Origin of the sequence: Ancylobacter sp. (assembly GCF_965249975.1) — a bacterium.
Classification (GTDB): Bacteria; Pseudomonadota; Alphaproteobacteria; order Rhizobiales; family Xanthobacteraceae; genus Ancylobacter.
Window position 1 is genome coordinate 762,012 of the sequence record NZ_CBDFNE010000003.1, and the last position, 21,746, is coordinate 783,757.

General features: G+C 68.6%; 22 protein-coding genes. 12 read left to right on the plus strand and 10 right to left on the minus strand.

Going from position 1 to position 21,746, the window contains the following annotated elements; genetic code table 11:
- Window positions 1-61: 61 nt before the first annotated feature.
- On the minus strand, window positions 62-1,003 hold the full coding sequence (locus ACP2AH_RS03745) for a DMT family transporter (RefSeq protein WP_425104550.1): 942 nt from the start codon (window positions 1,001-1,003) through the stop codon (window positions 62-64).
- 295 nt (window positions 1,004-1,298) lie between these two features.
- Here ACP2AH_RS03745 and ACP2AH_RS03750 point away from each other — a divergent pair, with 295 nt between their 5' ends.
- The 4 genes from ACP2AH_RS03750 to chrA all read left to right on the plus strand — a co-directional run bounded on the left by ACP2AH_RS03750 (window position 1,299) and on the right by chrA (window position 5,000).
- Complete coding sequence (locus ACP2AH_RS03750) at window positions 1,299-2,165, plus strand: LysR substrate-binding domain-containing protein (RefSeq protein ID WP_425104551.1); 867 nt, start codon at window positions 1,299-1,301, stop codon at window positions 2,163-2,165.
- A gap of 142 nt (window positions 2,166-2,307) precedes the next feature.
- The gene (locus tag ACP2AH_RS03755) at window positions 2,308-2,766 is read left to right on the plus strand and encodes a hypothetical protein (protein ID WP_425104552.1); all 459 of its coding nucleotides are present in this window, start codon (window positions 2,308-2,310) and stop codon (window positions 2,764-2,766) included.
- Window positions 2,763-3,677 carry a hypothetical protein gene (locus ACP2AH_RS03760; protein WP_425104553.1) on the plus strand — a complete coding sequence of 305 codons (915 nt, stop codon included), beginning with the start codon at window positions 2,763-2,765 and terminating at the stop codon, window positions 3,675-3,677. The genes ACP2AH_RS03755 and ACP2AH_RS03760 overlap by 4 nt, the downstream gene beginning before the upstream one ends.
- A 105-nt stretch (window positions 3,678-3,782) precedes the next feature.
- Window positions 3,783-5,000 (plus strand): chromate efflux transporter, encoded by a 1,218-nt coding sequence (gene chrA, locus ACP2AH_RS03765; protein ID WP_425104554.1) that lies wholly within the window; start codon window positions 3,783-3,785, stop codon window positions 4,998-5,000.
- A gap of 83 nt (window positions 5,001-5,083) precedes the next feature.
- On the opposite strand, the gene ACP2AH_RS03770 is transcribed toward chrA, so the two are convergent.
- Complete coding sequence (locus ACP2AH_RS03770; RefSeq protein WP_425104555.1) at window positions 5,084-5,854, minus strand: SDR family NAD(P)-dependent oxidoreductase; 771 nt, start codon at window positions 5,852-5,854, stop codon at window positions 5,084-5,086.
- A gap of 266 nt (window positions 5,855-6,120) precedes the next feature.
- On the opposite strand from ACP2AH_RS03770, the gene ACP2AH_RS03775 reads away from it, so the two are divergent.
- Both ACP2AH_RS03775 and ACP2AH_RS03780 read left to right on the plus strand, forming a co-directional pair.
- The gene (locus ACP2AH_RS03775; RefSeq protein ID WP_425104556.1) at window positions 6,121-6,783 is read left to right on the plus strand and encodes a protease inhibitor Inh/omp19 family protein; all 663 of its coding nucleotides are present in this window, start codon (window positions 6,121-6,123) and stop codon (window positions 6,781-6,783) included.
- Window positions 6,784-7,047: 264 nt separating this feature from the next.
- On the plus strand, window positions 7,048-7,284 hold the full coding sequence (locus ACP2AH_RS03780) for a transferase (RefSeq protein ID WP_425104557.1): 237 nt from the start codon (window positions 7,048-7,050) through the stop codon (window positions 7,282-7,284).
- Window positions 7,285-7,303: 19 nt separating this feature from the next.
- On the opposite strand, the gene pssA is transcribed toward ACP2AH_RS03780, so the two are convergent.
- The 4 genes from pssA to ACP2AH_RS03800 form a co-directional block, all read right to left on the minus strand.
- The gene (gene pssA, locus ACP2AH_RS03785) at window positions 7,304-8,185 is read right to left on the minus strand and encodes a CDP-diacylglycerol--serine O-phosphatidyltransferase (RefSeq protein WP_425104558.1); all 882 of its coding nucleotides are present in this window, start codon (window positions 8,183-8,185) and stop codon (window positions 7,304-7,306) included.
- A 23-nt stretch (window positions 8,186-8,208) separates the two neighbouring features.
- Window positions 8,209-8,907 (minus strand): phosphatidylserine decarboxylase, encoded by a 699-nt coding sequence (locus tag ACP2AH_RS03790; protein ID WP_425104559.1) that lies wholly within the window; start codon window positions 8,905-8,907, stop codon window positions 8,209-8,211.
- Between the two features lie 136 nt (window positions 8,908-9,043).
- Complete coding sequence (locus ACP2AH_RS03795; RefSeq protein ID WP_425104560.1) at window positions 9,044-10,960, minus strand: ABCB family ABC transporter ATP-binding protein/permease; 1,917 nt, start codon at window positions 10,958-10,960, stop codon at window positions 9,044-9,046.
- A 79-nt stretch (window positions 10,961-11,039) separates the two neighbouring features.
- The gene (locus ACP2AH_RS03800; protein WP_425104561.1) at window positions 11,040-11,474 is read right to left on the minus strand and encodes an ArsR/SmtB family transcription factor; all 435 of its coding nucleotides are present in this window, start codon (window positions 11,472-11,474) and stop codon (window positions 11,040-11,042) included.
- 112 nt (window positions 11,475-11,586) lie between these two features.
- Here ACP2AH_RS03800 and ACP2AH_RS03805 point away from each other — a divergent pair, with 112 nt between their 5' ends.
- The 3 genes from ACP2AH_RS03805 (at window position 11,587) to ACP2AH_RS03815 (ending at window position 14,825) form a co-directional block, all read left to right on the plus strand.
- Entirely contained in the window at window positions 11,587-12,822 is a 1,236-nt protein-coding gene (locus ACP2AH_RS03805; protein ID WP_425104562.1) for a hypothetical protein, read from the plus strand.
- An 88-nt stretch (window positions 12,823-12,910) separates the two neighbouring features.
- The gene (locus ACP2AH_RS03810) at window positions 12,911-13,531 is read left to right on the plus strand and encodes a TIGR00730 family Rossman fold protein (protein WP_425104563.1); all 621 of its coding nucleotides are present in this window, start codon (window positions 12,911-12,913) and stop codon (window positions 13,529-13,531) included.
- A gap of 109 nt (window positions 13,532-13,640) precedes the next feature.
- A complete protein-coding gene (locus ACP2AH_RS03815; protein ID WP_425104564.1) occupies window positions 13,641-14,825 on the plus strand; it encodes a linear amide C-N hydrolase in 1,185 nt (394 codons plus the stop codon).
- 39 nt (window positions 14,826-14,864) lie between these two features.
- On the opposite strand, the gene ACP2AH_RS03820 is transcribed toward ACP2AH_RS03815, so the two are convergent.
- Window positions 14,865-15,392 (minus strand): GNAT family N-acetyltransferase, encoded by a 528-nt coding sequence (locus tag ACP2AH_RS03820; protein ID WP_425104726.1) that lies wholly within the window; start codon window positions 15,390-15,392, stop codon window positions 14,865-14,867.
- Window positions 15,374-16,762 carry a cysteine--tRNA ligase gene (gene cysS / locus ACP2AH_RS03825; RefSeq protein ID WP_425104565.1) on the minus strand — a complete coding sequence of 463 codons (1,389 nt, stop codon included), beginning with the start codon at window positions 16,760-16,762 and terminating at the stop codon, window positions 15,374-15,376. Before cysS ends, ACP2AH_RS03820 begins: the two co-directional genes overlap by 19 nt.
- Window positions 16,763-17,044: 282 nt before the next feature.
- Between cysS and ACP2AH_RS03830 the strand changes: the two genes are divergently transcribed.
- Window positions 17,045-17,377: a hypothetical protein gene (locus tag ACP2AH_RS03830; RefSeq protein WP_425104566.1), complete on the plus strand. Its 333-nt coding sequence runs from the start codon at window positions 17,045-17,047 to the stop codon at window positions 17,375-17,377.
- Window positions 17,378-17,416: 39 nt separating this feature from the next.
- Here the strand turns inward: ACP2AH_RS03830 and ACP2AH_RS03835 are convergent, their stop codons facing one another.
- Complete coding sequence (locus tag ACP2AH_RS03835; RefSeq protein WP_425104567.1) at window positions 17,417-17,953, minus strand: CreA family protein; 537 nt, start codon at window positions 17,951-17,953, stop codon at window positions 17,417-17,419.
- Window positions 17,954-18,166: 213 nt separating this feature from the next.
- On the opposite strand from ACP2AH_RS03835, the gene ACP2AH_RS03840 reads away from it, so the two are divergent.
- Window positions 18,167-19,177 carry a DUF2865 domain-containing protein gene (locus tag ACP2AH_RS03840; protein ID WP_425104568.1) on the plus strand — a complete coding sequence of 337 codons (1,011 nt, stop codon included), beginning with the start codon at window positions 18,167-18,169 and terminating at the stop codon, window positions 19,175-19,177.
- Between the two features lie 132 nt (window positions 19,178-19,309).
- On the opposite strand, the gene ACP2AH_RS03845 is transcribed toward ACP2AH_RS03840, so the two are convergent.
- A complete protein-coding gene (locus ACP2AH_RS03845) occupies window positions 19,310-20,671 on the minus strand; it encodes a glutamate--tRNA ligase (RefSeq protein ID WP_425104569.1) in 1,362 nt (453 codons plus the stop codon).
- 148 nt (window positions 20,672-20,819) lie between these two features.
- On the opposite strand from ACP2AH_RS03845, the gene ACP2AH_RS03850 reads away from it, so the two are divergent.
- Entirely contained in the window at window positions 20,820-21,740 is a 921-nt protein-coding gene (locus ACP2AH_RS03850; protein ID WP_425104570.1) for an AEC family transporter, read from the plus strand.
- Window positions 21,741-21,746: the final 6 nt, after the last annotated feature.

Genomic DNA, 21,746 nt, shown 5'->3' on the forward strand with positions numbered 1-21,746 from the left:
CTCAGGGGACGACGTAGTGCCCTGAGCCGGAGCGCGCAAGTCCGTTGCCGTCAGGTCGCGGTCAATTCGGCCGCGCCGTGGTGACACCCGCGACCACGAGCAGCCCGCCGGCCAGCACGATGAGCGAAGGCACTTCGCCAAACAGCAGCGCCGCAAGCGCCACGCCGACGACGATCTGCAGCAGCAGCACCACCGAGATCACGCCCGCCGGTAGCCGGCCGAGCGCAAAGGTGGCCAGCCCCTGGCCAGCGGCGTGGGGGATCAGACCGAGCCCGATCACCGCCAGCAGCCCCTGCAGCGACTGCGGCACGAGCACCTCACCCGCCGCCACCGCCCAGGCGAGGCAGACCACGGCGCCGGTGCAGCTGGCGACGAGCGACACCATGCCGCCACCGAGCGGCACCGCATCACCCTTGCCGGCCCGGCGCACCGCGCGCGTCGCCAGCATATACGAGGCATAGGCGAGCGCCGCGCCGACGCAGAGCAGGTCGCCGATCACGCTCACCGGCCGCGCCCCGGAAGCGCCGCCGCCCGCCGCGCTCGACCCGATGATGATGAAGGTTCCGGTCAGCGCCAGCACCAGCGCGATCAGCAGCCCACGGGTCGGCCGCTCGCGCAGGATCAGCCAGCCGAACAGGAACACGAACACCACGGCGAGATTGCCGAGCAGCAGCGCATTGGCGGTGCTGGTCAGGGCCAGCCCCTTGTGGAACACGATGAGGTCGGCGCCAAAAAACACGCCGGCCAGCATCGCCAGCAGCACCTGCCGCAGCGAAGGGCGCAGCGCCGTGGCGCCGGAGCGGCGCGCCTTGAGCGCCCGAGAGCGATGCTCGGCATAGGCCCACACCATGGCCGGCCCGAGCGCGAAGAACAGGCGCCAGAAGCCGATTGCCGCCGGCCCGGCATCGGCCAGCCGCACCAGCGGGGCCGAGCAGCCAATGCACATCGCGGCCATGACCACGGCGAAGAAGGCCTGCCGGCGCAGCTGCGTCTCGCGCAGCACGGAAGGGCTCGCGAGGGGAAGCCCCCCGAGCGAAGGCTCAAGGGCGGCGGCGGGGGGCGGAGACATTGCCGAACTCGACAGGTGCACAGGTGACGTGGCCTGCATCCCGACCGGGGCCGCACCGGCGCGGCGGCCGGGGCGGGCCTTATGTCGGCAGGCCCATGACAGGATGTCTAACCCGCCGGCTGAAATCGCCAAAGCGAGTTTATTTTGTCATTCCATCATGGTTTCTGATATAACCCCCGCGCGCCGGTCTGGGCGCTGACCATACTCATCCGGCGGACCGGGGAGCGCGATGCGACATCTCGACACCGAATCGCTGGGCATGCTGATCGCCATTGTCGACACGGGCGGGTTCACGGCGGCAGCCGAGCGCGTCGGGCGCACCCAGTCCGCGGTCTCGGCCCGCATCGCCCAGCTGGAGGACAATCTCGGCGTGCGGCTGCTGGAGCGCTCGCGGCGCGGCATCTCGCTCACCGAGACCGGCGAGCGGCTCGTCGCCCATGCCCGCCGTCTTCTGGCCTATGAGAGCGAGGCGCTGGCCGATCTCAAGGGCGGCACGCCGGAGGGCAGCGTGCGCGTCGGCATGCCCGACGATTATGTCGACGCCTATTTCACACCCACCATCGCCCGCTTCGCCGCCGCCTATCCGCGCGTCGAGATTTCCATCCGCGCCGATCTCTCCAAGCATATCGAGCCGGAGGTCGATCGCGGGCATATCGACGTGGCGCTGCTCACCCGCGACAGCACCCGCCCGACCGGCGAACTGATCAAGCGCGAAAAGCTGCTCTGGCTGGCGGCGCGCGGCTACCGCCCGGAGCGCAACTCGCCTTTGCCGCTGGCGCTGTTTCCCACCGGCTGCCGCGCCCGCCCGCACATCTCCTCCAGCCTCGACAAGGCGGGCTTGAGCTGGCGGGTGGCCTGCACCTCCTCCTCCCAGGGCGGCATCCACGCGGCGATCGAGACCGGGCTGTGCATCACCGCCCTGCCCGAATGCGCTGCGCCGCCGGACTGGCGCCGGCTAGGCCCGGCGGATGGGCTTCCGCCGCTGCCGGATATCGAGGTGGCGCTGTTCCTCGCCCCCGCCGCCTCCGCCGCCGCCCGCCGCCTCGCCGACATGCTGCGCACGGCACTCGCCATGCCGGTGGTGGAAGCCGCCTGACCCCTCGACCTCCCGCCTCCACCCGCCAGGACGCCGCGTGGGGCCATCAGCGCGCGCTGAATGTAACCTATAATTGCATGTATTGATTTACTTATATTAAGGATTGTATTACCGTTTCCCCATCTCTGAGAGGGGATCGGATATGTCGACGACGACGCCCACGGAAGGATCCGTGCAGACGTTCCGCCAGATCGTCGCCACCCTCATGCTGCTCGCCTACTGCGTGCCGCTGATTGTCGTCACCCTCTATGCGGCGTTGAAGATGAACCCGCTGACCTGGGAACTCGAAGACAAGACGATCCTGTCCAACGTCACCGATTTCGCGAAGAATTCGGCCGGCACGTTGAACATCCTGCGCCAGGTCCTGCTGCCCCTTCTCGCGGCTCTGACCGCCAACCTGCTGGCCTTCAATCCACATACAAGGCTGCTGTTCGGCCTGCTTGTGGTGGTGTCGACCCTGGCGCTGCTGGCGAGCCTGGTCGGCAGCACCCTGTTCGCGCCCGATCACTGGGACGACGCGGCGGTCAACCGGGCGTTCTTCGTCGACATCGCGTCCTCGCTGGCCGTCTATGTCATGCTGCTCGTGGGTTTGAAACTATGACCGCCCCCACACTCTCAGGCTTGGGCATCGGGCTCATCACGGCTGCGATCGCCGGGGCGCTGGCGATGACGGCGCCTTCCGCCCACGCCGAGGACGCCCCTACCGGCACGCCGCACTTCGTGCTCAACCTGACCGCGAATCCCGAATCCGCCATCCGCCGCGTGTCGATCTCGCGCAATGGCAGCGGCATCACCCTGGCGGAGGGTCACACCGGCCCGCTGCGCATCGAGCTCTCACCCCCGCTGCCGGAAAGACTCTGGCTGGTGGCCGACTGGAATGAGGGGCAGGACTTCTCCGCCTATCCCATCATGCTGGTGCACAGCCTCGCCGGCCTGAAGGCGGAGATAGTGTTTGTGAAGGATCCGCCGACCCGGCTTTCCAACGCCGCCATCCAGAGGCAGTGCGGGCAGTCCTCGGTCACGAGCGTTCCCCATGCCTTCCAGATGTATTTCACCTGCAAGGCCGCGGCGGTCGTCAATCCCGAGGATATCGGCATCACCCGGCGCGCCGCGTTGCAGGGCTGGCTGAAGGCCAATCTGTATCTGGTCAAGGCGGTGCAGCCGATCTCGCCCTTCGCCTATGACGACGATCTCGCTTCCGCCCTGCGCGCTGTCCTCGAACGAGGCGGAAGCGAGCGCGACTGGCAGCCGCTGCGCCTTGCCGACGCGCGCGACTTCGTCACCGCCTATGATGCGCGCGACATGCGCCTGTACGCGCTCGTCGGCCAGCTGAAGGACAGCGGCAATCTGGAGGCGGCCATGGCCGTGCTCGACTACGTCACCGCCGCCTATGACGCCCTTGTGGGCAAGGACGGAACGCAGCCGGTGGACCGCATCGACCGCGCCGTTCTCACCAGCACGCGCACCTATCTCGAAACACTCATGGCCGGCCGCGTCGCCCGTCAAGGGTAGCCTGACCTACGCTGCTGCCGACGAAGCGACCGCAAGGCCGACGTCGTCGCCCGCGTCGTCAAAATTTCACATGCGGCGCGGGCGCGGGCGCGGTAAAGCCGCGCGATGAGCGACACGCACGCCTCCACCGCCTCGCCCCATGAAGGAACGCCGCGCGAGGTGTTCCTCACCTTCCTGCGCCTCGGCCTCACCTCCTTCGGCGGGCCGGTGGCGCATCTCGGCTTCTTCCGCGAGGATCTGGTGAAGCGGCGCCGCTGGCTGAGCGAGGAGAGCTATGCCAGCCTCGTCGCGCTCTGCCAGTTCCTGCCGGGTCCGGCCTCCAGCCAGGTCGGCATGGCGGTGGGGCTGATGCGCGCGGGGCCCCTCGGCATGGCGGCGGCCTGGGTGGCGTTCACCCTGCCCTCGGCCCTGCTGATGCTGGCCTTCGCCTATGGGGTCACGCATGCGGACAAGGCCGGCCTCGCGGGCGGCTGGCTCGCCGGGCTGAAAGTGGCGGCGGTAGCCATCGTCGCCGATGCCGTGCTCGGTATGGCCAAGAACCTGTGCCCCGACCGCACCCGCCGCAGCCTCGCCCTCGTGGCGGCGGCCGCCGCGGCCATGGTGCCGGGCGCGTTGGGCCAGATCGGCATCATCGCCGGCGGCGCCCTCATCGGCCTCGCCTTCAGCCGGCTGGACGGCGTCGCCGTGACCGAGCCGGTGCGGCACCATCTGCCGGGCCGCATGGCCTCGCTCGCCGCCTTCGCGCTGTTCGCGCTGCTGCTCGTCGGCCTTCCCCTCCTCGCGCAAGCGACGGGCAATGCGGGAATTTCCCTGTTCGACACGCTCTACCGCGCCGGGGCGCTGGTGTTCGGCGGCGGCCATGTGGTGCTGCCGCTGATCGAGGCGGAACTGGTGAAGCCGGGCGGGCTGACGCGCGAGGTCTTCCTCGCCGGCTATGGCGCGGCGCAGGCGGTGCCGGGACCGCTGTTTTCCTTCGCCGCCTATGTCGGCGCCGTCATGCCGGTGCCGCCCAACGGGATTGCCGGCGGCCTGCTGGCGCTGGTGGCGGCCTTCCTGCCCTCGGCACTCCTGGTCTTTGCCGCGCTTCGCTTCTGGACGCGGCTGGCCGCGAACCGCCGGGTGCGCGACGGCCTTGCCGGCATCAATGCGGCGGTGGTCGGGCTGCTCGGCGCGGCGCTGTGGGACCCGGTGTTCACGTCCAGCGTCACCTCGGGCCGCAGCTTCGCGCTGGCGCTCCTCGCCTATCTCGCCCTGGCGCTGTGGCGTGTGCCGGCCTGGGCGGTGGTCGCGGGCGCCGCCGTTGGCGGCGCCATCCTTCTCTAGAAAGAACCCGCCGCCTTTGGCGGCGCCATCCTTCCCTAGACAGAACCGGCCGCCCTGGACGGCGCCATCCTTCTGTAAAGGCCTCAGCCGCGCGAGACCTTGAACGGGGCGAAGCTCTGGCAGGTGGCGAAGGCCTGGATGCGGTTGATATTAACCCGGCGCGGCAGGGTGGAGGCGAAGAACACCTGCTCGGCGATATCCTCGGCCGTCATCGCCTCAGTGCCGGCATAGACGCTCTCCGACTTGGCGGCGTCGCCATGGAAGCGCACCAGCGAAAACTCCGTCTCCACCATGCCGGGCTCGATATTGGTGACGCGCACGCCGGTGCCGGCGACATCGGAAATCAGGTTGAGCGCGAACTGCTTCACGAAGGCCTTGCTGGCGCCATAGGCGTTGCCGCCGGGATAGGGATAGTCGCCGGCCACCGAGCCGGTGAACAGCACATGCCCCTCCTTCGCCTCCACCATGGCCGGCAGCGTGGCGCGGACGGTGTAGAGCAGGCCCTTGATGTTGGTCTCCACCATGTCGTCCCAGTCCTTCAGGCTGGCGGCATGGGCCGGCTCCAGCCCGAGGGCGAGCCCGGCATTGGCAAACACGACATTGAACGGGGCGAAGGCCTCCGGCACGCCGGCCAGCGCCGCGACCAGCGCGTCATTGTCGCGCACATCCACTTCCAGCGGGTGGAAATGGCTGCCGAGTTCGTCGCGCAGGGCGATCAGCCGGTCGGCGCGGCGGCCGGTGCCGACCACGCGGGCGCCCGCCAGCGCGAAGCGCCGGGCCGTGGCGGCGCCGATGCCGGAGGTCGCTCCGGTGACAAGGACACGCAGTGTGGCGGGATCCAGCATCTCATACATGGCGCAGCTCCTCTTCGCTGCAACGCACATAGACCAGTTCGAGGCAAAACTGAACGGTGCTGAAGGCAGGGCGGCCGCGCGGTATCTTATTGCCTTGACGCTGCGCCGCGTTAAGCCTTCCTTGAGCATAACCGCGCCAAATGTCGCCATGGCGAAACCCTGCCCCGGTTGCGCGGCGTTAGGGTCACGCTGATGCCATCTTCCCCACCGAAACAGGGCCACCCTGTTTCCGCGTGGAGACGGGGCCGGCAGCAGGGATAATGCGCATGTCGCACCCGACCCTGCCGCGTGTAAGTTGCAGAAGACGCCCGGCCACCGTGCTGGGCGAGGAGTACGAGTTGATGAAGTGCAGCGCCCTCGTCCTCACGTCCGCCACCGCCCTGCTTCTGGGCGGATGCAGCACCGTGCTCGACGGGTTCGGCGACAAGGCGCCCAGTCCCGTCGAAACCAGCCAGATCACCCCGGCCCCGTCCGGCTCTGTGGAGAGTTCGCCCGTCGCGGCCCCCACCGGCTATGGCGCCTCGGCCGCCACCGCCGCCGCCGCTGTCACCCCAACCAGCCAGAGTTCCGCCACGCCGGTCGCGCTCGCCCCGCCGGCCGCCACGGCGCCGGGCGGCGTCGCCTATGCCGAGCCGGGCGCCGCCCGCACCCAGCTCGCCGGCACATGGAACTACAGCTGGGACGGTGGCCAGAAGAAGTGCAAGGTCACCCTCTCCACCGATCGCGGCATGTCCGGCTTCGCCGCCACGGCCGATGTCGATTGCCCCAACGATATCTTCATGACCAAGGGCTGGGACGTGTGGGGCAGCGAGATCGTGCTGCAGAACCATGTCGGCAAGGTCACCGCCCGGCTGCAGCCCGCCGGCGCCGGCCAGTATGACGGCGTCGCCACCGGAGACGGCGCCAAGGTGACGCTGACCCGCACCTGATCGCCCGCGCCCTGAAGGGGCGCCTCGGCTTACCGCCTTCCTCGACGTTCACTCCGGAAAACCCCGCCGCAAGGCGGGGATAAGCTGGCCCGCGTCTTCGTACTGTCTCGTATGGCGGACAAGGTCGGGATGTGTGAGCGTGTGCAGAGCGCCCGCTCACATCAAAGGGAACGTGGATTTAGTTCGTGCGTTTGGCGTCTGGCGCGCTCATCTTATGCATGAGCAAAGCCGATTGATTCGTGACGGCGATCGGAGGAAGTTGTGATGCTGCAGTCAGCGCGCGTGACAGTGACGGCTCCGACCCCCGCCCCGCTGCGCGCGGCCGAGCCTCGCCTCACCTATGGCCGGCCCGACGCCGCAAACGCGGCGCAGATGATGTCCCAGCATCTCGACCTCGCCCGCCCCGACTCGGACGCCGAAGCGCTGCGCCTGCTGCGGCAGGCCTTTCCCGCCGTGCCGCTGTCGGCGCGTGTCGAGGCGATGAAGGCCCGCGCCCGCTGAATGGCGGGCGCTAAATCATCTAGTTCAGCGGACCCGGCCGGTCCTCACGCGTCCCGCCCGCCAGTGGCGCCGCGTGGAGCGCGGCGGCGTTGTCACGGGCGCGATGCTGCTCATATTCGCGCGCCAGCTTGTTGTAGCGCATGACCGAGAAGGGCAGCGCCGCGAGATAGGCGACGCAGATCACCGAGAGCACCGCCCAGGGCCAGGTCACCAGCACCGCGACGAACAGCACCACGCAGACGAACAGCGGCAGCACCTTGTCGCGAGGAATGCGCGCGCCGAGCCGCTTGCCGGAATAGGCCGGCAGCTTCGAGACCATCAGCAGCGCCATCACCAGGCAGTAGAACGCCGCCACCGCCGGCGAGGCGACGAGGCGCGGCAGGCCGATCAGTTCGAGATAGACCGGCAGCAGCACGCAGATCGCGCCCGCCGGCGCGGGAATGCCGGTGAAGAAATCGCCGGCGAAGGCCGGCTTGTTGGGGTCTTCCAGCATTACGTTGAAGCGGGCGAGACGGAGCGCGGCGCAGATGGCGAAGGCCAGCGCGGCGATCCAGCCCACCGAGCCCAGCGTCTCCAGCCCCCACATATACAGCACCAGCCCCGGCGCCACGCCGAAGCAGACGAAATCGGAGAGGCTGTCCAGCTCCGCGCCGAAGCGCGACGTGCCCTGCAGCAGCCGCGCCAGCCTTCCGTCGAGCCCGTCCAGCACTGCCGCCAGCACGATGGCGCCGAGCGCCAGTTCCAGCCGTCCCTCGATCGCCATGCGGATGCCGGTAAGGCCGGCGCACAGCGCCAGCAGCGTCACCAGATTGGGCAGCAGCACGCGCAGCGGCACCGCCTGGAAACGGCGGCGCGGCGGCTCGGGGGCATTCGGCTCAAAAGGCGCAAAAGGATCGGCCATCGCACGCTCGTGGCTTGAGGAACTCAGTCGACGCGGAAGGTCGGCTCGGTGCCGAACGCCGCGCGGTCCGCCAGCACGGTTTCGCCGGCAATGGCGCGCTGGCCTTCGGCCACGGCGGGACGCGTGCCGAGCGGCAGATAGACATCCACGCGCGAGCCGAAGCGGATCAGCCCGAAGCGCTCGCCCGGCGCCAGCAGGTCGCCCTCGCGCACGAAGCTGACGATGCGGCGCGCCACCAGCCCGGCAATCTGCACCACGCCCACCAGCCCGATGGCGGTGTCGAGCACCATGCCGCTGCGCTCATTGTCCTCGCTCGCCTTGTCGAGATCGGCGTTGAGGAACTTGCCGGGGCGATAAGCGATGCGGGTGATGCGGCCGGCCAGCGGGGCGCGGTTCACATGAACGTCGAACACGTTCATGAAGATGCACACGCGCGGCAGCGGCAGATCGCCGAGGCCGAGCTCGGCCGGCGGCACGGCGGGGCCGACAAGGCAGACGCGGCCATCGGCCGGGGAGACGACCAGCCCCTCGCGCACCGGCGTCACCCTCTCGGGATCGCGGAAGAAATAGCAGATCCAGGCGGTGATCAGCACGCAGATCCAGCCCAGCGGCGGGAACAGCCACAGGAACAGCAACGCCACGGCGGCGCCGATCAGGATGAAGGGGTAGCCCTCGCGGTGGACGGGGGCGAGACCGCTGCGGATCGAATCGAGGACGGACATCAACTGGCCTTTCTGCCCGGCGCCCCTGGGGCCTGCGCCGGGTCCTGCGGGGAGAGGTAGGGCCAGCCGCGCCGGCCGTCAAATGCCGGATGCGCGACATGGTTCCGCATCGGCACCCGCCGGCCGATGGCCCGGCTCAGGCGAGCGCCGTGTCCGGCGCGTCCACGTCCTCCGCCTCCACCTCTTTCAGCGTCTCGCGGGCGCGCTCGGCCTCGCGCTGGCGCTCCCACATGGAATGGTAGAGCCCGCCCCGGTCCATCAGTTCGCCATGGGTGCCGCGCTCGGCGATGCGCCCATGCTCCAGCACGATGATCTCGTCCGCCCCGACCACGGTGGAGAGGCGGTGCGCGATGACGAGCGTGGTGCGCCCGCGCGAGACGCGCTCCAGCGCGTCCTGGATCTCGCGCTCCGTGTGGCTGTCGAGCGCCGAGGTGGCCTCGTCCAGAATGAGGATCGGCGGGTCCTTGAGGATGGTGCGGGCGATGGCGACGCGCTGCTTCTCGCCGCCGGAAAGTTTGAGCCCGCGCTCGCCGACCTCCGTCGCATAGCCCTTGGGCGTGCGGCGCACGAAGCCGTCGATCTGCGCCAGTTCCGCCGCGCGCACCACCTCCTCCTCCGAGGCGCCGGCGCGGCCATAGCGGATGTTGTAGCCGAGCGTGTCGTTGAACAGCACCGTGTCCTGCGGCACCATGCCGATGGCGGCGCGCAGCGTCTGTTGCGACACCTCGCGAATGTCCTGCCCGTCGATGACGATGCGGCCGGCATTCACGTCGTAGAAACGGTACAGCAGCCGCGAAATGGTCGACTTGCCCGCGCCCGACGGCCCGACAATGGCCACGGTGCGCCCGGCCGGTACCTCGAAGCTCACGCCTTTGAGGATTTCGCGGTCGGGGTCGTAGGAGAAGCGCACGTCCTCGAACCGCACCGTGCCGCCGACCAGCGCCAGCGCCGGCGCGCCGGGCCGGTCGCGGATTTCCGGCGAGCGGGCGAGGATGGCGAACATCGCCTCGATGTCGATCAGCGACTGCTTGATCTCGCGGTAGATCATGCCGAGGAAGTTCAGCGGCTGATAGAGCTGGATCATCATGGCGTTGACCATGACAAAGGAGCCGACCGACTGCCGCCCGGCGCGGATATCGAGCACGCACAGCGCCATGACGGCAGTGAGGCCGAGGGTGAAGATCGCCGCCTGTCCGGCGTTCAGCCAGGCCAGCGAGGTGTGGGTGGACACGGTGGCCCGCTCATAGCGGGCCATGGAGCGGTCATAGCGCTCGGATTCCCATTTCTCCGCGCCGAAATACTTCACCGTCTCGTAATTGAGCAGGCTGTCCACCGCCTTGGCGTTGGCCTCGGTGTCGCTCTCGTTCATCGCCGCGCGGATGCCCATGCGGTATTCCGTCATCACGAAGGTGAAGACGGTGTAGCCGACGATCATGCCGAGGGTCGCCGCCACATAGCGCCAGTCGAACTGCCAGAACAGCACGCCGATCACCATCGCGAATTCGAGGATGGTGGGGCCGAGATGCAGCACCAGCATGCGCACGATGGTCTCGATGCCCTCGCGCGAGCGCTCCAGCACGCGGGTCAGGCCACCGGTCTTGCGCTCCAGATGGAAGCGCAGGGAAAGCGCGTGCATGTGCTGGAAGGTCTCCAGCGCGAGGCGCCGCACGGCATGGATCGCCACTTTGGCGAACAGCCCGTCGCGCCACTGGGTCAGGCTGGCCATGACGATGCGCGAGCCGCCATAGGCGAGCGTGAGCATCAGCGGGCCGGCGACCAGCCAGGCGATGGCGTCGGTGGAAATGCGCGCGCCCTCGCCCTCCGCCACCGCGTCGGTCGCCCATTTGAAGAAGAAGGGCGTGGACAGGGTGGCGATCTTGGCGAGCACCAGCAGCAACAGGCCCCAGACGACGCGGGCGCGCAGATCGGCGCGGTCGGCGGGCCAGAGATAGGGCCACAGCCCCTTGAGCGCGATCAGCAGGCTGCCGCGCGGATTGATCTCGGACGCTTTGGACGGGCGGGCGACGGCGGGAACGCCCTGGGCAGCGGACATGCGGATTTCCGTTCTTCTCAAGCACGGGCGGCGGCGGCCCGGGCGGGTCAGTCGTCGTCCAGATGGTGATGCGGCGCGCTCAGGCCAGAGCGCCCTCGCGCGGATCAGGGTTGCCGGGCGCGTCGGTCTCGCCGAATGCCGTGCTCGCTTCCGCCGGGGTCGCTTCCGCCGGGGTCGCTTCCGCCGGGGTCGCTTCCGCCGGGGCCGCGAGCCGCGCCAGCAGCGGCAGCAGCTCGTCGGCCAGCGCCTGCACCGTGGCGCGGTCGAGGCAATAGCAGGAGCGCGGCCCTTCGATGGTGCCGGTGATCAGCCCCGCCTCCTTCAGCACCTTGAGATGCTGGGAGACGGTGGACTGGGCGAGGGTGAGCCCGCGCACGATCTGCCCGCACTGGCAGCGCCCGGTCTGCGCCAGCGCACGGACAATGGCCAGCCGCGCCGGATGCGCCAGCGCCCGCAGGCGCAGCGCCAGCACCTCGTCGGGTTCGGCAGAGGTTTCATGAACATTCATCGCCATCGTTTATCGTCGATTGACGATGGTTTCAAGACGGCGATGCGGCAACCGATGGTCGCGACAGGTACACCGTTGCGCCCATACTGGTGGCCAACCCCATCGAGAGGATCGATTCGTGTCGCGCCAGCATGCCACCCCTCTCCTCTTGGGCAGCGACAGCAGCATTGCCCCGCTGAAACTCTCTCCGCTGGCGATGCAAGCCGGCGACGGCGCCGTTGCCGAGGCCGACATTCAGCGTTTGGTGCATGAGCACCCCACCGTCCTCCCAATCGAGGAGATCGACCCGACCTTCGCCGGCGCCGTTTCCATCTGCCGCGAGCTGCGCACGCCTGCGGGACCGATCGACAATTTCCTGGTCACGCCGGGCGGCCTTCCGGTGCTGGTGGAATGCAAGCTGTGGCGCAACCCCGAGGGACGGCGCGAGGTCGTCGGCCAGATACTCGACTACGCAAAGGAACTCAGCCGCTGGACCCAGTCCGACCTTCAGCGCGAGGCGAATGTGCGGCTGCGGACATCAGGCAACATCCTGCTGCAGAAGGTGCGCGAGGTCGCCCCTCACGTGGACGAAATCGCCTTCAACGACGCATTGAGCTCCAATCTGCGGCGGGGGCGGTTCCTGCTGCTCATCGTCGGTGATGGCATTCGCGAAGGCGTGGAGGCCATCTCCGAGTATCTTCAGCGGCACGCCGGCCTTCACTTCTCCTTCGGTCTGGTCGAACTCCCCATTTTCGTTCTTCCCGACGGCAGCCGCCTCGTGACGCCCCGGGTGCTGGCCCGCACCGTCAACATCGTCCGTCAGGTCGTTGCCGTCCCGGAAGGCATGGCCGTGGCCGACCTCGCCTCCGAGGACGAAACCACCGAGGTGCTGGACCCCGATCAGGCGGAACTTGCGGCAAAGCGTCAGCAATTCTGGAAGGAGTTCCTCGCCGTGCTGAAGCTCGACGACCCCGAGCAGCCGATTCCCCGTCCCGCACGGCAGGGCTATCTCAGCTTCATGTTCCCCGCGCCGAATGGCAGCAGCTGGCTGACCGTCTATCGCGACATGAAGAAGAACGAGGTGGGCGTGTTCCTGTCCGCCTCGCGCAACAGCGCGGGTGAATACGCAGCGGCGACAATCGCCGAGGAATGGAACGCCGTTCAGCCCCAGCTTGCGGGCACGGCGGCGCTCTGGAAGGACAGCTTTGGCCGCCCGAAGGTCAGCGACCATCGCAGCTTCTCGGATCTTGAAAACCCCGGCCAGCGCGCCCTCGCCTTCGCGTGGCTCGCCGAACGGGTGAACACCTTCGTCAATGTCCTGCGTCCGCTTGTCCGCTCTGCGGTAGACGATTATCGAGCGCGCGAGGGCCTGTGAGACATCCTTACGGAACCTCGACACCTCGCAGCAACTTCACCCCGCGCGCCCGCCGGGCGGACTTGACGGACCTTTTGCGCAGTGCACCATGGTGGCCATGACAAAGATTAAGAGCATTTGCGTCTATTGCGGCGCGGCCACCGGGGCCGATGCCGTCTATCTCGACACCGCGATCGCCCTCGGGCGCCTGCTCGCTGCCGAGGGCGTCCGCCTCGTTTATGGCGGCGGCGGCGTCGGCTTGATGGGCGCCACCGCCCGCGCCTGCGCCGAAGCCGGCGGGCGGGTGACCGGCATCATCCCGGATTTCCTGATCGGCAAGGAGCAGGCCTTCGACCATGCTCACGAACTGATCGTCACCAAGGACATGCATGAGCGCAAGCGGCTGATGTTCGAACGGGCGGACGCCTTCATCGCCCTGCCCGGCGGCATCGGCACGCTGGAAGAGCTGATCGAACAGCTCACCTGGGTGCAGCTCAACCGCCACGCCAAGCCGGTGATGGTGCTGAACGTGGCCAATTTCTGGGACCCGCTGCTGACCCTGCTCGACCACATGCAGGCCACCGGCTTCGTCAATGTCGCCCGGCCGGTGAAGCTGCTGGTGGCGCATAATGTGCGCGCGGTGCTGCCGAAGCTGCACGGTGCCGTCGCCCATCTCGGCGAGGGCGATCTGCACGGCGCGGCCGAGGAGCGCGTGCTCGACCGGATGTGAGCGCCGCCTCGCCGGGCCTGTCAGGATCGTGATGCCGCGCGCGATGGCGCTGCGCCGCCGGAAACGGTAATCGAAGACGGTTGCCGTTCCGGCGTTCACAGGTTTTCCCATGACAGTCTCCGCCTTCTCGCTCCGCCGCCCGCTCGCGCGCCTGCTCGGTCCCGCCTGCCTGTCGCTCACCCTGGCGCTCGCGCCGGCCGCGCAGGCCTGCACCTCGCTGATCTATCGCGACGCCAACGGCGCGGTGTATTTCGGCCGGACGCTGGAACTCGCCATGGAGCTGCCCTACCGGGTGGCCTATATCCCGGCCGGCCAGCGCTACAGTTCGACCGCCACCGCCGGTGCCGCCGCGCTCGCCTACACCACGAAATACCGCATGCTGGCGATCACCGTGCCGGACGGCTCGCTGGACGATCTGAAGATCGTTGAAGGCTTCAACGAAAAGGGCCTCACCTTCAGCCTGCTCGCCTTCGCCGGCGCCGCCGGTCCCACGCACGCCTTCGAGATGACCAAGGCGGCGCTTTCCGCCATCGACCTCGGCTCCTGGACGCTCGGCCAGTTCCAGGATGTGGCCGAGGTGAAGGCGGCGCTCGCCAGCCAGCCGGTGCTGCTGGCGCCGCTCGCGGTGCTCGGCAATGCCAAGTCGCCCTTCCACTATGTGCTGCACGACCGCAGCGGCGCCTCGATCGTCATCGAGTTCGCCAATGGCAAGCAGACCGTCTACGACAACCCGGTGGGCGTGATGACCAACGGGCCGGAGCTGCCCTGGCACCTCACCAACCTCAACAACTACACCTTCCTCAGCAATGTCGACCAGTCGAGCGGCCAGTTCGGCGCGCTCAAGGTGGCGCAGCCCGATTCCGGCATCGCCACGGCGGGGCTGCCGGCGTCGAACACGTCGGTCGGGCGCTTCGTGCGCGCGGTGTATTATTCGCAGTACGCGCAGAAGGTGACCGCGCCGGACGACGCGGTGCGCACGCTCGCGCATATCATGAACAATTTCGACCGGCCCAAGGACATCACCATCGACACCAATGCCGGTGGCAATGAGGGCATCGCGGCGGTGGCGACCAAGGACTCGCCGCCCTTCACCAGCGAATACACCTCATGGACGGCGCTGACGGATCTGAACCGCAGCGTGCTCTATGTCCGCACCTATGGCGGGCTGAACTACAGCACCTTCGATCTCACCAAGCTGGCGGCCGGCAAGGCTGTGCTGTCGCTGCCGCTGGCCACGCTCGACGGCATGGCCGGCGACGCCACCGCCGCGCTGATCGCCGCCAAGGCCCCGTGAGCGAGAGGCAGCGCCCGGCACACATTGCCGGGCGCTTCTTCAATGGGTGGTCGCCGGCGCGGCGAGCTGCTTTTCCATCGTCGTGTTGGCCAGCCACACCCCGCCGAGGGAGAGTGTGTTGCGCTGCTTGGGCTGGAAGCCGCGCTTGCCGAAGAAATCGAGCGCGGTGTCGCTGGCGTCGACCGTGAGGCTTTTCGCCCCGCGCGCGCCGGCCAGCCGCTCGATGGCGTCATAGAGCAGCGCGCCGACGCCCTCGCCCGCCACATCCGGCCGCACATAGAGCATGTCCACCAGCTTGTTGTCGGCCAGCGCGATGAAGCCCACCGGCTCGCCATCGCGGGTGGCGACAAGGGTGAGGTGGTCCTTCAGCCGCGCCGCCAGCGCCTCCACGTCGGACGCCGCCGCCGCCCAGGCTTCCTGCTGGTCGCTATCATAATCCTCGCCCGTCAGTTCGAGGATCGCCGCCTCGGCAATGGCAGCGAGCGCCGGTAAGTCGCCGGGCAGTGCCGGGCGCAGCGCGGCGGCGGGCGGGCGCTTCGCCTCGCCGCTCACCGCTTCGGCTCCCAGCTCGTGGTGCCGTCCTTATTGTCCTTCAGCGCCACGCCGAGCGCCAGCAGCTCGTCGCGGATGCGGTCGGAGGCCGCCCAGTCGCGGTTCTGCCGGGCGACGATGCGCTCGGCGATGCGGGCCTCCACCTCTTCCGGCGCGATGGCCAGCGCCGGCACGCGGGCCGCCGCCCAGGCTTCCAGCGGGCCGGGCTCGAAGCCGAGAAAGGCCAGCGTGCCCGCCAGCGCCTTCTTGCCGGCATGGTCGCGTAGCGCGTGCATCTCGGCAATCGCCTTGGGCGTGTTGAGATCGTCCGCCAGCGCCTCCAGCACGGAGGGTGCCGGGCGCGGATAGGCGTCGGGCGCAGCGGCGTCGAACCACTGCTCCAGCGTCTTGGCGCTCTCCTCCAGCCCCTTCACCGTCCAGTCGATCGGCTGGCGGTAATGGGTCTTCAGCATGTTGAGCCGCAGCACCGGGCCGGGCCAATCGGCGAGCAGCTGGCGGATGGTGATGAAGTTGCCGAGCGATTTCGACATCTTCTCGCCTTCCACCTGCAGGAAGCCGTTATGCATCCACACCTTGGCCATCAGCCCGGAATGGAAGGCGCAGCGGGACTGCGCCACCTCGTTCTCATGGTGCGGGAAGACAAGGTCGATGCCGCCGCCATGAATGTCGAAGGTCTCGCCCAGATGCTTCCAGCTCATGGCCGAGCACTCGATGTGCCAGCCCGGCCGGCCGGGAACCGCGATGCCCGCCGGCGAGGTCCAGCCCGGCTCGCCCGGCTTGGACGGCTTCCACAGCACGAAGTCCATCGCGTCCTGCTTATAGGGCGCGACATCCACCCGCGCGCCGGCGAGCATGTCGTCCAGCGGCCGGTTGGAGAGCTTGCCGTAATCGGGCATGGACGGCACCGAGAACAGCACATGGTCCTCGGCGACATAGGCATGGCCGGAGGCGACCAGCTTCTCGATCAGCTGCCGCATCTCGGCGATGTGCTCGGTCGCGCGCGGCTCCACATCCGGGTGCAGCACGCCGAGCGCTTCGAGGTCGTCATGGAACTGCGCCTCGGTGGTGAAGGTCACCTTGGCGATCGCCTCATTGAGGTCGAGGCCCGGGTGCTCGGCCGCCGCGCGCGCGTTGATCTTGTCGTCCACGTCGGTGATGTTGCGCACATATTTGACATGGTCGGCGCCATAGAGGTGGCGCAGCAGCCGGTAGAGCAGATCGAACACGATCACCGGGCGCGCATTGCCGATATGGGCGAAGTCGTAGACCGTCGGGCCACAGACATACATGCGCACCTTGGCGGCATCGAGAGGCGTGAACACCTCCTTGGTCCGCGAGAGCGTGTTGTAGAGCTTCAGCTCAGGAAGCGCCTGTATGCCCGACATGAGTGTGCCTTCTCGATCCTGCCGCGCCCGATGAGGCGCGGCGTGGCGTCTGTCGTCCGTTTGGCCCGCCGCGTCAAGCCGAGCCGGCGACAACGCCCCCACCCGCGCGGTTTTCCGCAACGCCCGCGCCGGTCGCCCGGCCTGTATTGACCCTGGGAGAAGGCGAGGTTATCCCCCGGCCGCGATGACGCCGGTGCGAAATTTTAAGGGTCGGTTCAAACCTTTTCGCCACATTCACGTTGTCGGACCGCCACCTTGTCGCCACCAGTGAACGCACCTCCCATGAACGCGATGCCGCGCCTGCGCCTGTCCCTGCTTGCCCTTGCCCTGATGCTGGCCCCCGGCCTCGCCCAGGCGGAAGAGAACACCGGAATCTTCAGCGTCGATCTCTCCGACGGCTATGGCATCGACGCCTGCATCGCCTCGGGCGCGAGCTGCGGCCAGGCAATGGCGGATGCGTGGTGCCGCGTGCACGGCTTCACCCGCGCCACCAGCTTCGGCGTGGCCCGTTCCGACGTGCAGGCCAGCCTGGGCGAGGTCACCGCCCCGGTGCGCACCGCCGCCTGCGAAGGCAGCGCCTGCCAGGGCGCCGTCGCCATCACCTGCGCCCGCTGACGCCTCCGGGCGCGCCGCAGCGGGCGCGCCCCTTCGCTCTCACTCAAGAAAATCCGCGCATTTGGGCGCCTCGTTGGTCGCGCCCCACGGCATGATGGGAACGGTCGAGGTCGAGTTCTTCGGGCTCCCCTCGATCAGCTTGTCAGAATAGACGAGATAGACCAGCACGTTGCGCTTGGTGTCGCAGCCGCGCACGATCTGCATCTTCTTGAAGATCAGCGAGCGGCTCTCGCGATAGACCACATCGCCCTGCTCGAATTTGCGCTTGAAGCTGATCGGGCCGATCTGCCGGCAGGCGATGGAAATGTCCGACACCTCCTCCGCCACCCCAAGCATGCCCTTCACCCCGCCGCGCTCGGGCACGGTGTAGTGGCAGGCGACGCCATCGACCACGGGATCGTCGATGCCATAGGTCGCGAGCTTGTCGTCGGGGGTGAGGAATTTCCACACCGTCGACTTGCGGAAGATCAGGTCCGGCTCCTGCGCCTGTACGGGCGCGACGGCGAGGCCGGCGGCCAGCGCCAGGGCGGCAAGGGCGGCGCTGCGGAAGACGGATAGGCGGGGGGCACGGATCATGCGGATGTGAACTCCGGTCGGAACGCCCCGCATATGGGGAGGCGAGGGCCGCGCGCAACGCCCCTCCCACCGCCCTTGCTCACCAGGGCGGACGCGCGGCAGCCCTCAGGGAAAGCGGGTTCAAACTTTCGACAAGCTTGCCATGCTCATTGCGCCGTTCGCCTGATTCCGGCACACCCTCTCCCGTCCGCCATCGCGATTGCAGTCCCCTTGATGATGTTCCGCCGTCCCCGCTTCGCCGTCCGCCTCCTCGTCGCTGCGGCTCTCCTGGCCCCGGCCGGCCTCGCGGTCGCGCAGGATTATCCGCCCGGCAGCGTCGGCGGCGGCTATGAGAGCGGCGACCGCTCGACCTGCATCCGGCTGGAAGGCCAGCTTGCCGGGCTCGATCGCGGCCAGGGCGGCGGCCAGCCGGATTACGGCGCCGCCATCGCCCAGCAGCAGCAGGACATCGCCAATCTCACCGCGCAGGTGCGCCAGCTCGGCTGCGACAAGCGCGGCTTCCTCATCTTCCAGCCGCAGCTGCCGCCCCAGTGCGAATCGCTCAACCGGCGCCTCACCCAGGCGCGCTCGACGCTCGACCGCACCATGATGCAGGCGCGCGGGCAGCAGAGCGGCAATGACGAGCAGCGCCGCCAGCTCATCTACGCCCTCGCCCAGAACAATTGCGGCCCGCAATATCAGGCTGCTCTCGGCCAGGGCGGCGGCGGTGGAAACTACGGCAACGCCAATCGCCGCCCGCGCAATTTCATCGAGCAGCTGTTCGGCGTGCCGACGGAAGAAACCGGCCCGCTCGACGTGCAGCCGCTGGAAATGCCGAAGGTCTCGACCTATCGCACCGTGTGCGTGCGCACCTGCGACGGCTTCTTCTTCCCCATCTCCTTCGCCGCCACCCCGGCCAAGTTCGGCTCGGACGAGGCGCAGTGCCAGCGCCAGTGCCCCGGCACCGAGGCGCGGCTGTTCGCCTATCGCAACCCCGGCGAGGACATCAACCAGGCGGTCGGCATCAACGGCCAGCCCTATATGTCGCTGCCCACCGCGCTGCTGTTCAAGAAGGAATATGTCGCCGCCTGCTCCTGCCGCCCCGCCGGCATGAACTGGGCGCAGGCGCTGTCCGGCGCGGAAGACCCGACCCTGCGCAAGGGCGACATCGTCGTGACCGAGGATGCCTCGCGCGAAATGTCCCAGCCCCGCCCGGCCGCGCCGCCCGCGACCAAGAAGCCCTGATTCTCCAAATATCCGTCATCCCGGAACGGCCGTCACGCCGTATCCGGGATCGTCTCCCCGATCGGCATGCGGTCCCGGCTCTCCGCTTTGCTGCGGCCGGGATGACGGCCGGAGCCTTTAAAGCCCTACAGGCTAAGCGCTCTCGCCCCGCAGCCGCGCCGCCGCCTTGTCGCGGCCGATCAGCGGCAGCAGCGCCTTCATTTCCGGCCCGCTCTCGCGCCCGGTGAGGGCGAGCCGCAGCGGGTGGAACAGCGCCCGTCCCGCGCGCCCACTCGCCGGCTTTAGCGCCGCGATCCAGCGCGGATAGACATCCCCGCCCCATTCCTCCGGTAGCAGCGCCGCCGCCTGAATGAGGAAATCGGCATCTTCCGGGGCCGTCACCGGCGCCAGCGGCCCCTCGACCACGCGCCACCAGTCGGCCGCCTCGGAAAGCCGGGCCAGATTGCCGCGCACCGCCAGCCAGAAGGCCTCGCTGCCGCCGACGCCGAGCCCCTCCATCCGCGCGGCCACCGCCTCATAGGGCAGGTGATGCAGCGTCGCGGCGGTGAGCGCGGAAAGCTCGGCCGGGTCGAATCGCGCCGGGGCGCGGGAAATCTTGGCGAAGTCGATCTTGCCCGCCAGCGCCTCCAGCGAGGCCACCGGCTCCACCGCCAGCGAAGTGCCGGTGAGCACGGCGAGGCTCGCCACCGCCAGCGCCTCCTCCCCTTCCGCCCGCAGCGCCCGCAGCGAGAGATGGCCGAGCCGCTTGGACAGCCCCTCCCCGCTCGGCAGCACGAGCAGATTGTGGTGCCCGAAGCGCGGCACCCACCCGCCCAGCGCCTCGATGATCTCGATCTGCACGCCGGTATTGGTCACGTGGTCCTCGCCGCGCACCACATGGGTCACGCCCATATCGATATCGTCGACGACGGAGGTCAGCGTGTAGAGATAGGACCCGTCCTCGCGCACCAGCACGGGGTCGGAAAGGGTGGCGGTGTCGACGCCCTGCCGCCCGCGCACCAGATCGTCCCACACCACCTGCCGGCCATCGAGACGGAAGCGCCAGTGCGGGCGGCGGCCCTCGGCTTCGCGCGCGGCGCGGTCGGCGTCGGTGAGCTTCAGCGCCGCGCGGTCATAGACCGGCGGCAGCCCGCGCCGGCGCCGCGACTGGCGCATCGCCTCCAGTTCCTCTTCGCTCTCATAGGCGGGGTAGAGCCGGCCCTGCGCCTTGAGCCGCGCCACCGCCTCGTCATAGCGCGCGAGCCGCCGCGACTGGTGCTCCACCCGGTCCGGGGCGAGGCCGAGCCAGGCGACATCCTCGGCGATGGCATCGGCGAATTCCGCCGTCGAGCGGGCGGTATCCGTATCGTCATAGCGCAGGATGAACGTACCGCCCCATTGCCGCGCATAGAGGGCATTGTACAGCGCCGTCCGGGCGTTGCCGACATGCAGCAGGCCGGTGGGCGAAGGCGCGAAGCGCAGGACGGGCGGGGTGTCGGGAGCGGTGTCGGGCATGGCGTCTTATCGCCGAGGACGGCCCCCCGGAGCAAGCGCCCCGGTCCGCGTCGACGCCCCACAGCTTTACCTCAGCAGCCGCAAATGAGAGATTGCGCTGGTCGACAATATGCAAGAGGCGCTGCGGCGCTGATTAGTGGAGTTTCGCGTGACCCCGATCATCCAGGATATTTTCTCCATCTTCTTCGTCCTCGCTCTTGGATATGTCGCGGGAAAACGCTCCAGCTTCGATCAGGCTCAGGCCTCCGGCTTCAATCATCTGGTACTCACCTACTGCCTGCCGGCGCTGCTCTTTGTCTCCATCGCCAATTCCTCGCGCGAGGCGCTGTTCTCCGACACGCGGCTGCTGTCGATCTCCGTCATCGTGCTGCTGTTCTGGTACTTCGTCGCCTTTGCCGGGGCGCTGCTCGTTTTCGGCCATGACCGGCGCGAAGCGGGCATCGCCGGCCTCAGCGCTGGCGCACCGACCGTGGGCTTTCTTGGCATGGCGGTGCTCTCGCCGCTGTTCGGCGGCACGGCTGCACTGAGTGTCGCCATCGTCGCGCTGGTGGTGAACGTCATTCTCGTGCCGCTCGGCATGTTCTTCGTCGCGCCCAAGGGCACCAAGCCGGCGGCGGCTTTGATCAAGGCGGCGAAGGAGCCGGTGGTGCTGGCGCCGATGATCGCCGTGGCGCTGGTGCTGGCCGGCGTGCGCATGCCGGAACTGTTGCAAGCGCCGCTGGCGCTGATCGGCCACGCCACGTCAGGCGTCGCCGTGTTCGCCGCCGGGCTGGTGCTGTCGGCGCACAAGTTCCAGCTCAATACCGAAGTGCTGTGGAATTCGCTGGTCAAGGTCGGGCTGATGCCGGCCTCGATGCTGGCCCTCGCGGTGATGACGGGCGTCAGCCCCACCCATCTGGAACAGGTGGTGCTGCTCGCCGCGCTGCCGCCGGCCTTCTCCGGCATCGTCATCGCCGGGCGCGAGCAGACCTATGTCGGCCTCGCCTCCTCGACGCTGATCGTCAGCGTGATCGGCTTCGCCGTCGCCGCGCCGCTGTGGACCGCACTGGCGCGCCATTTCGCGGGGTAAGCTGGG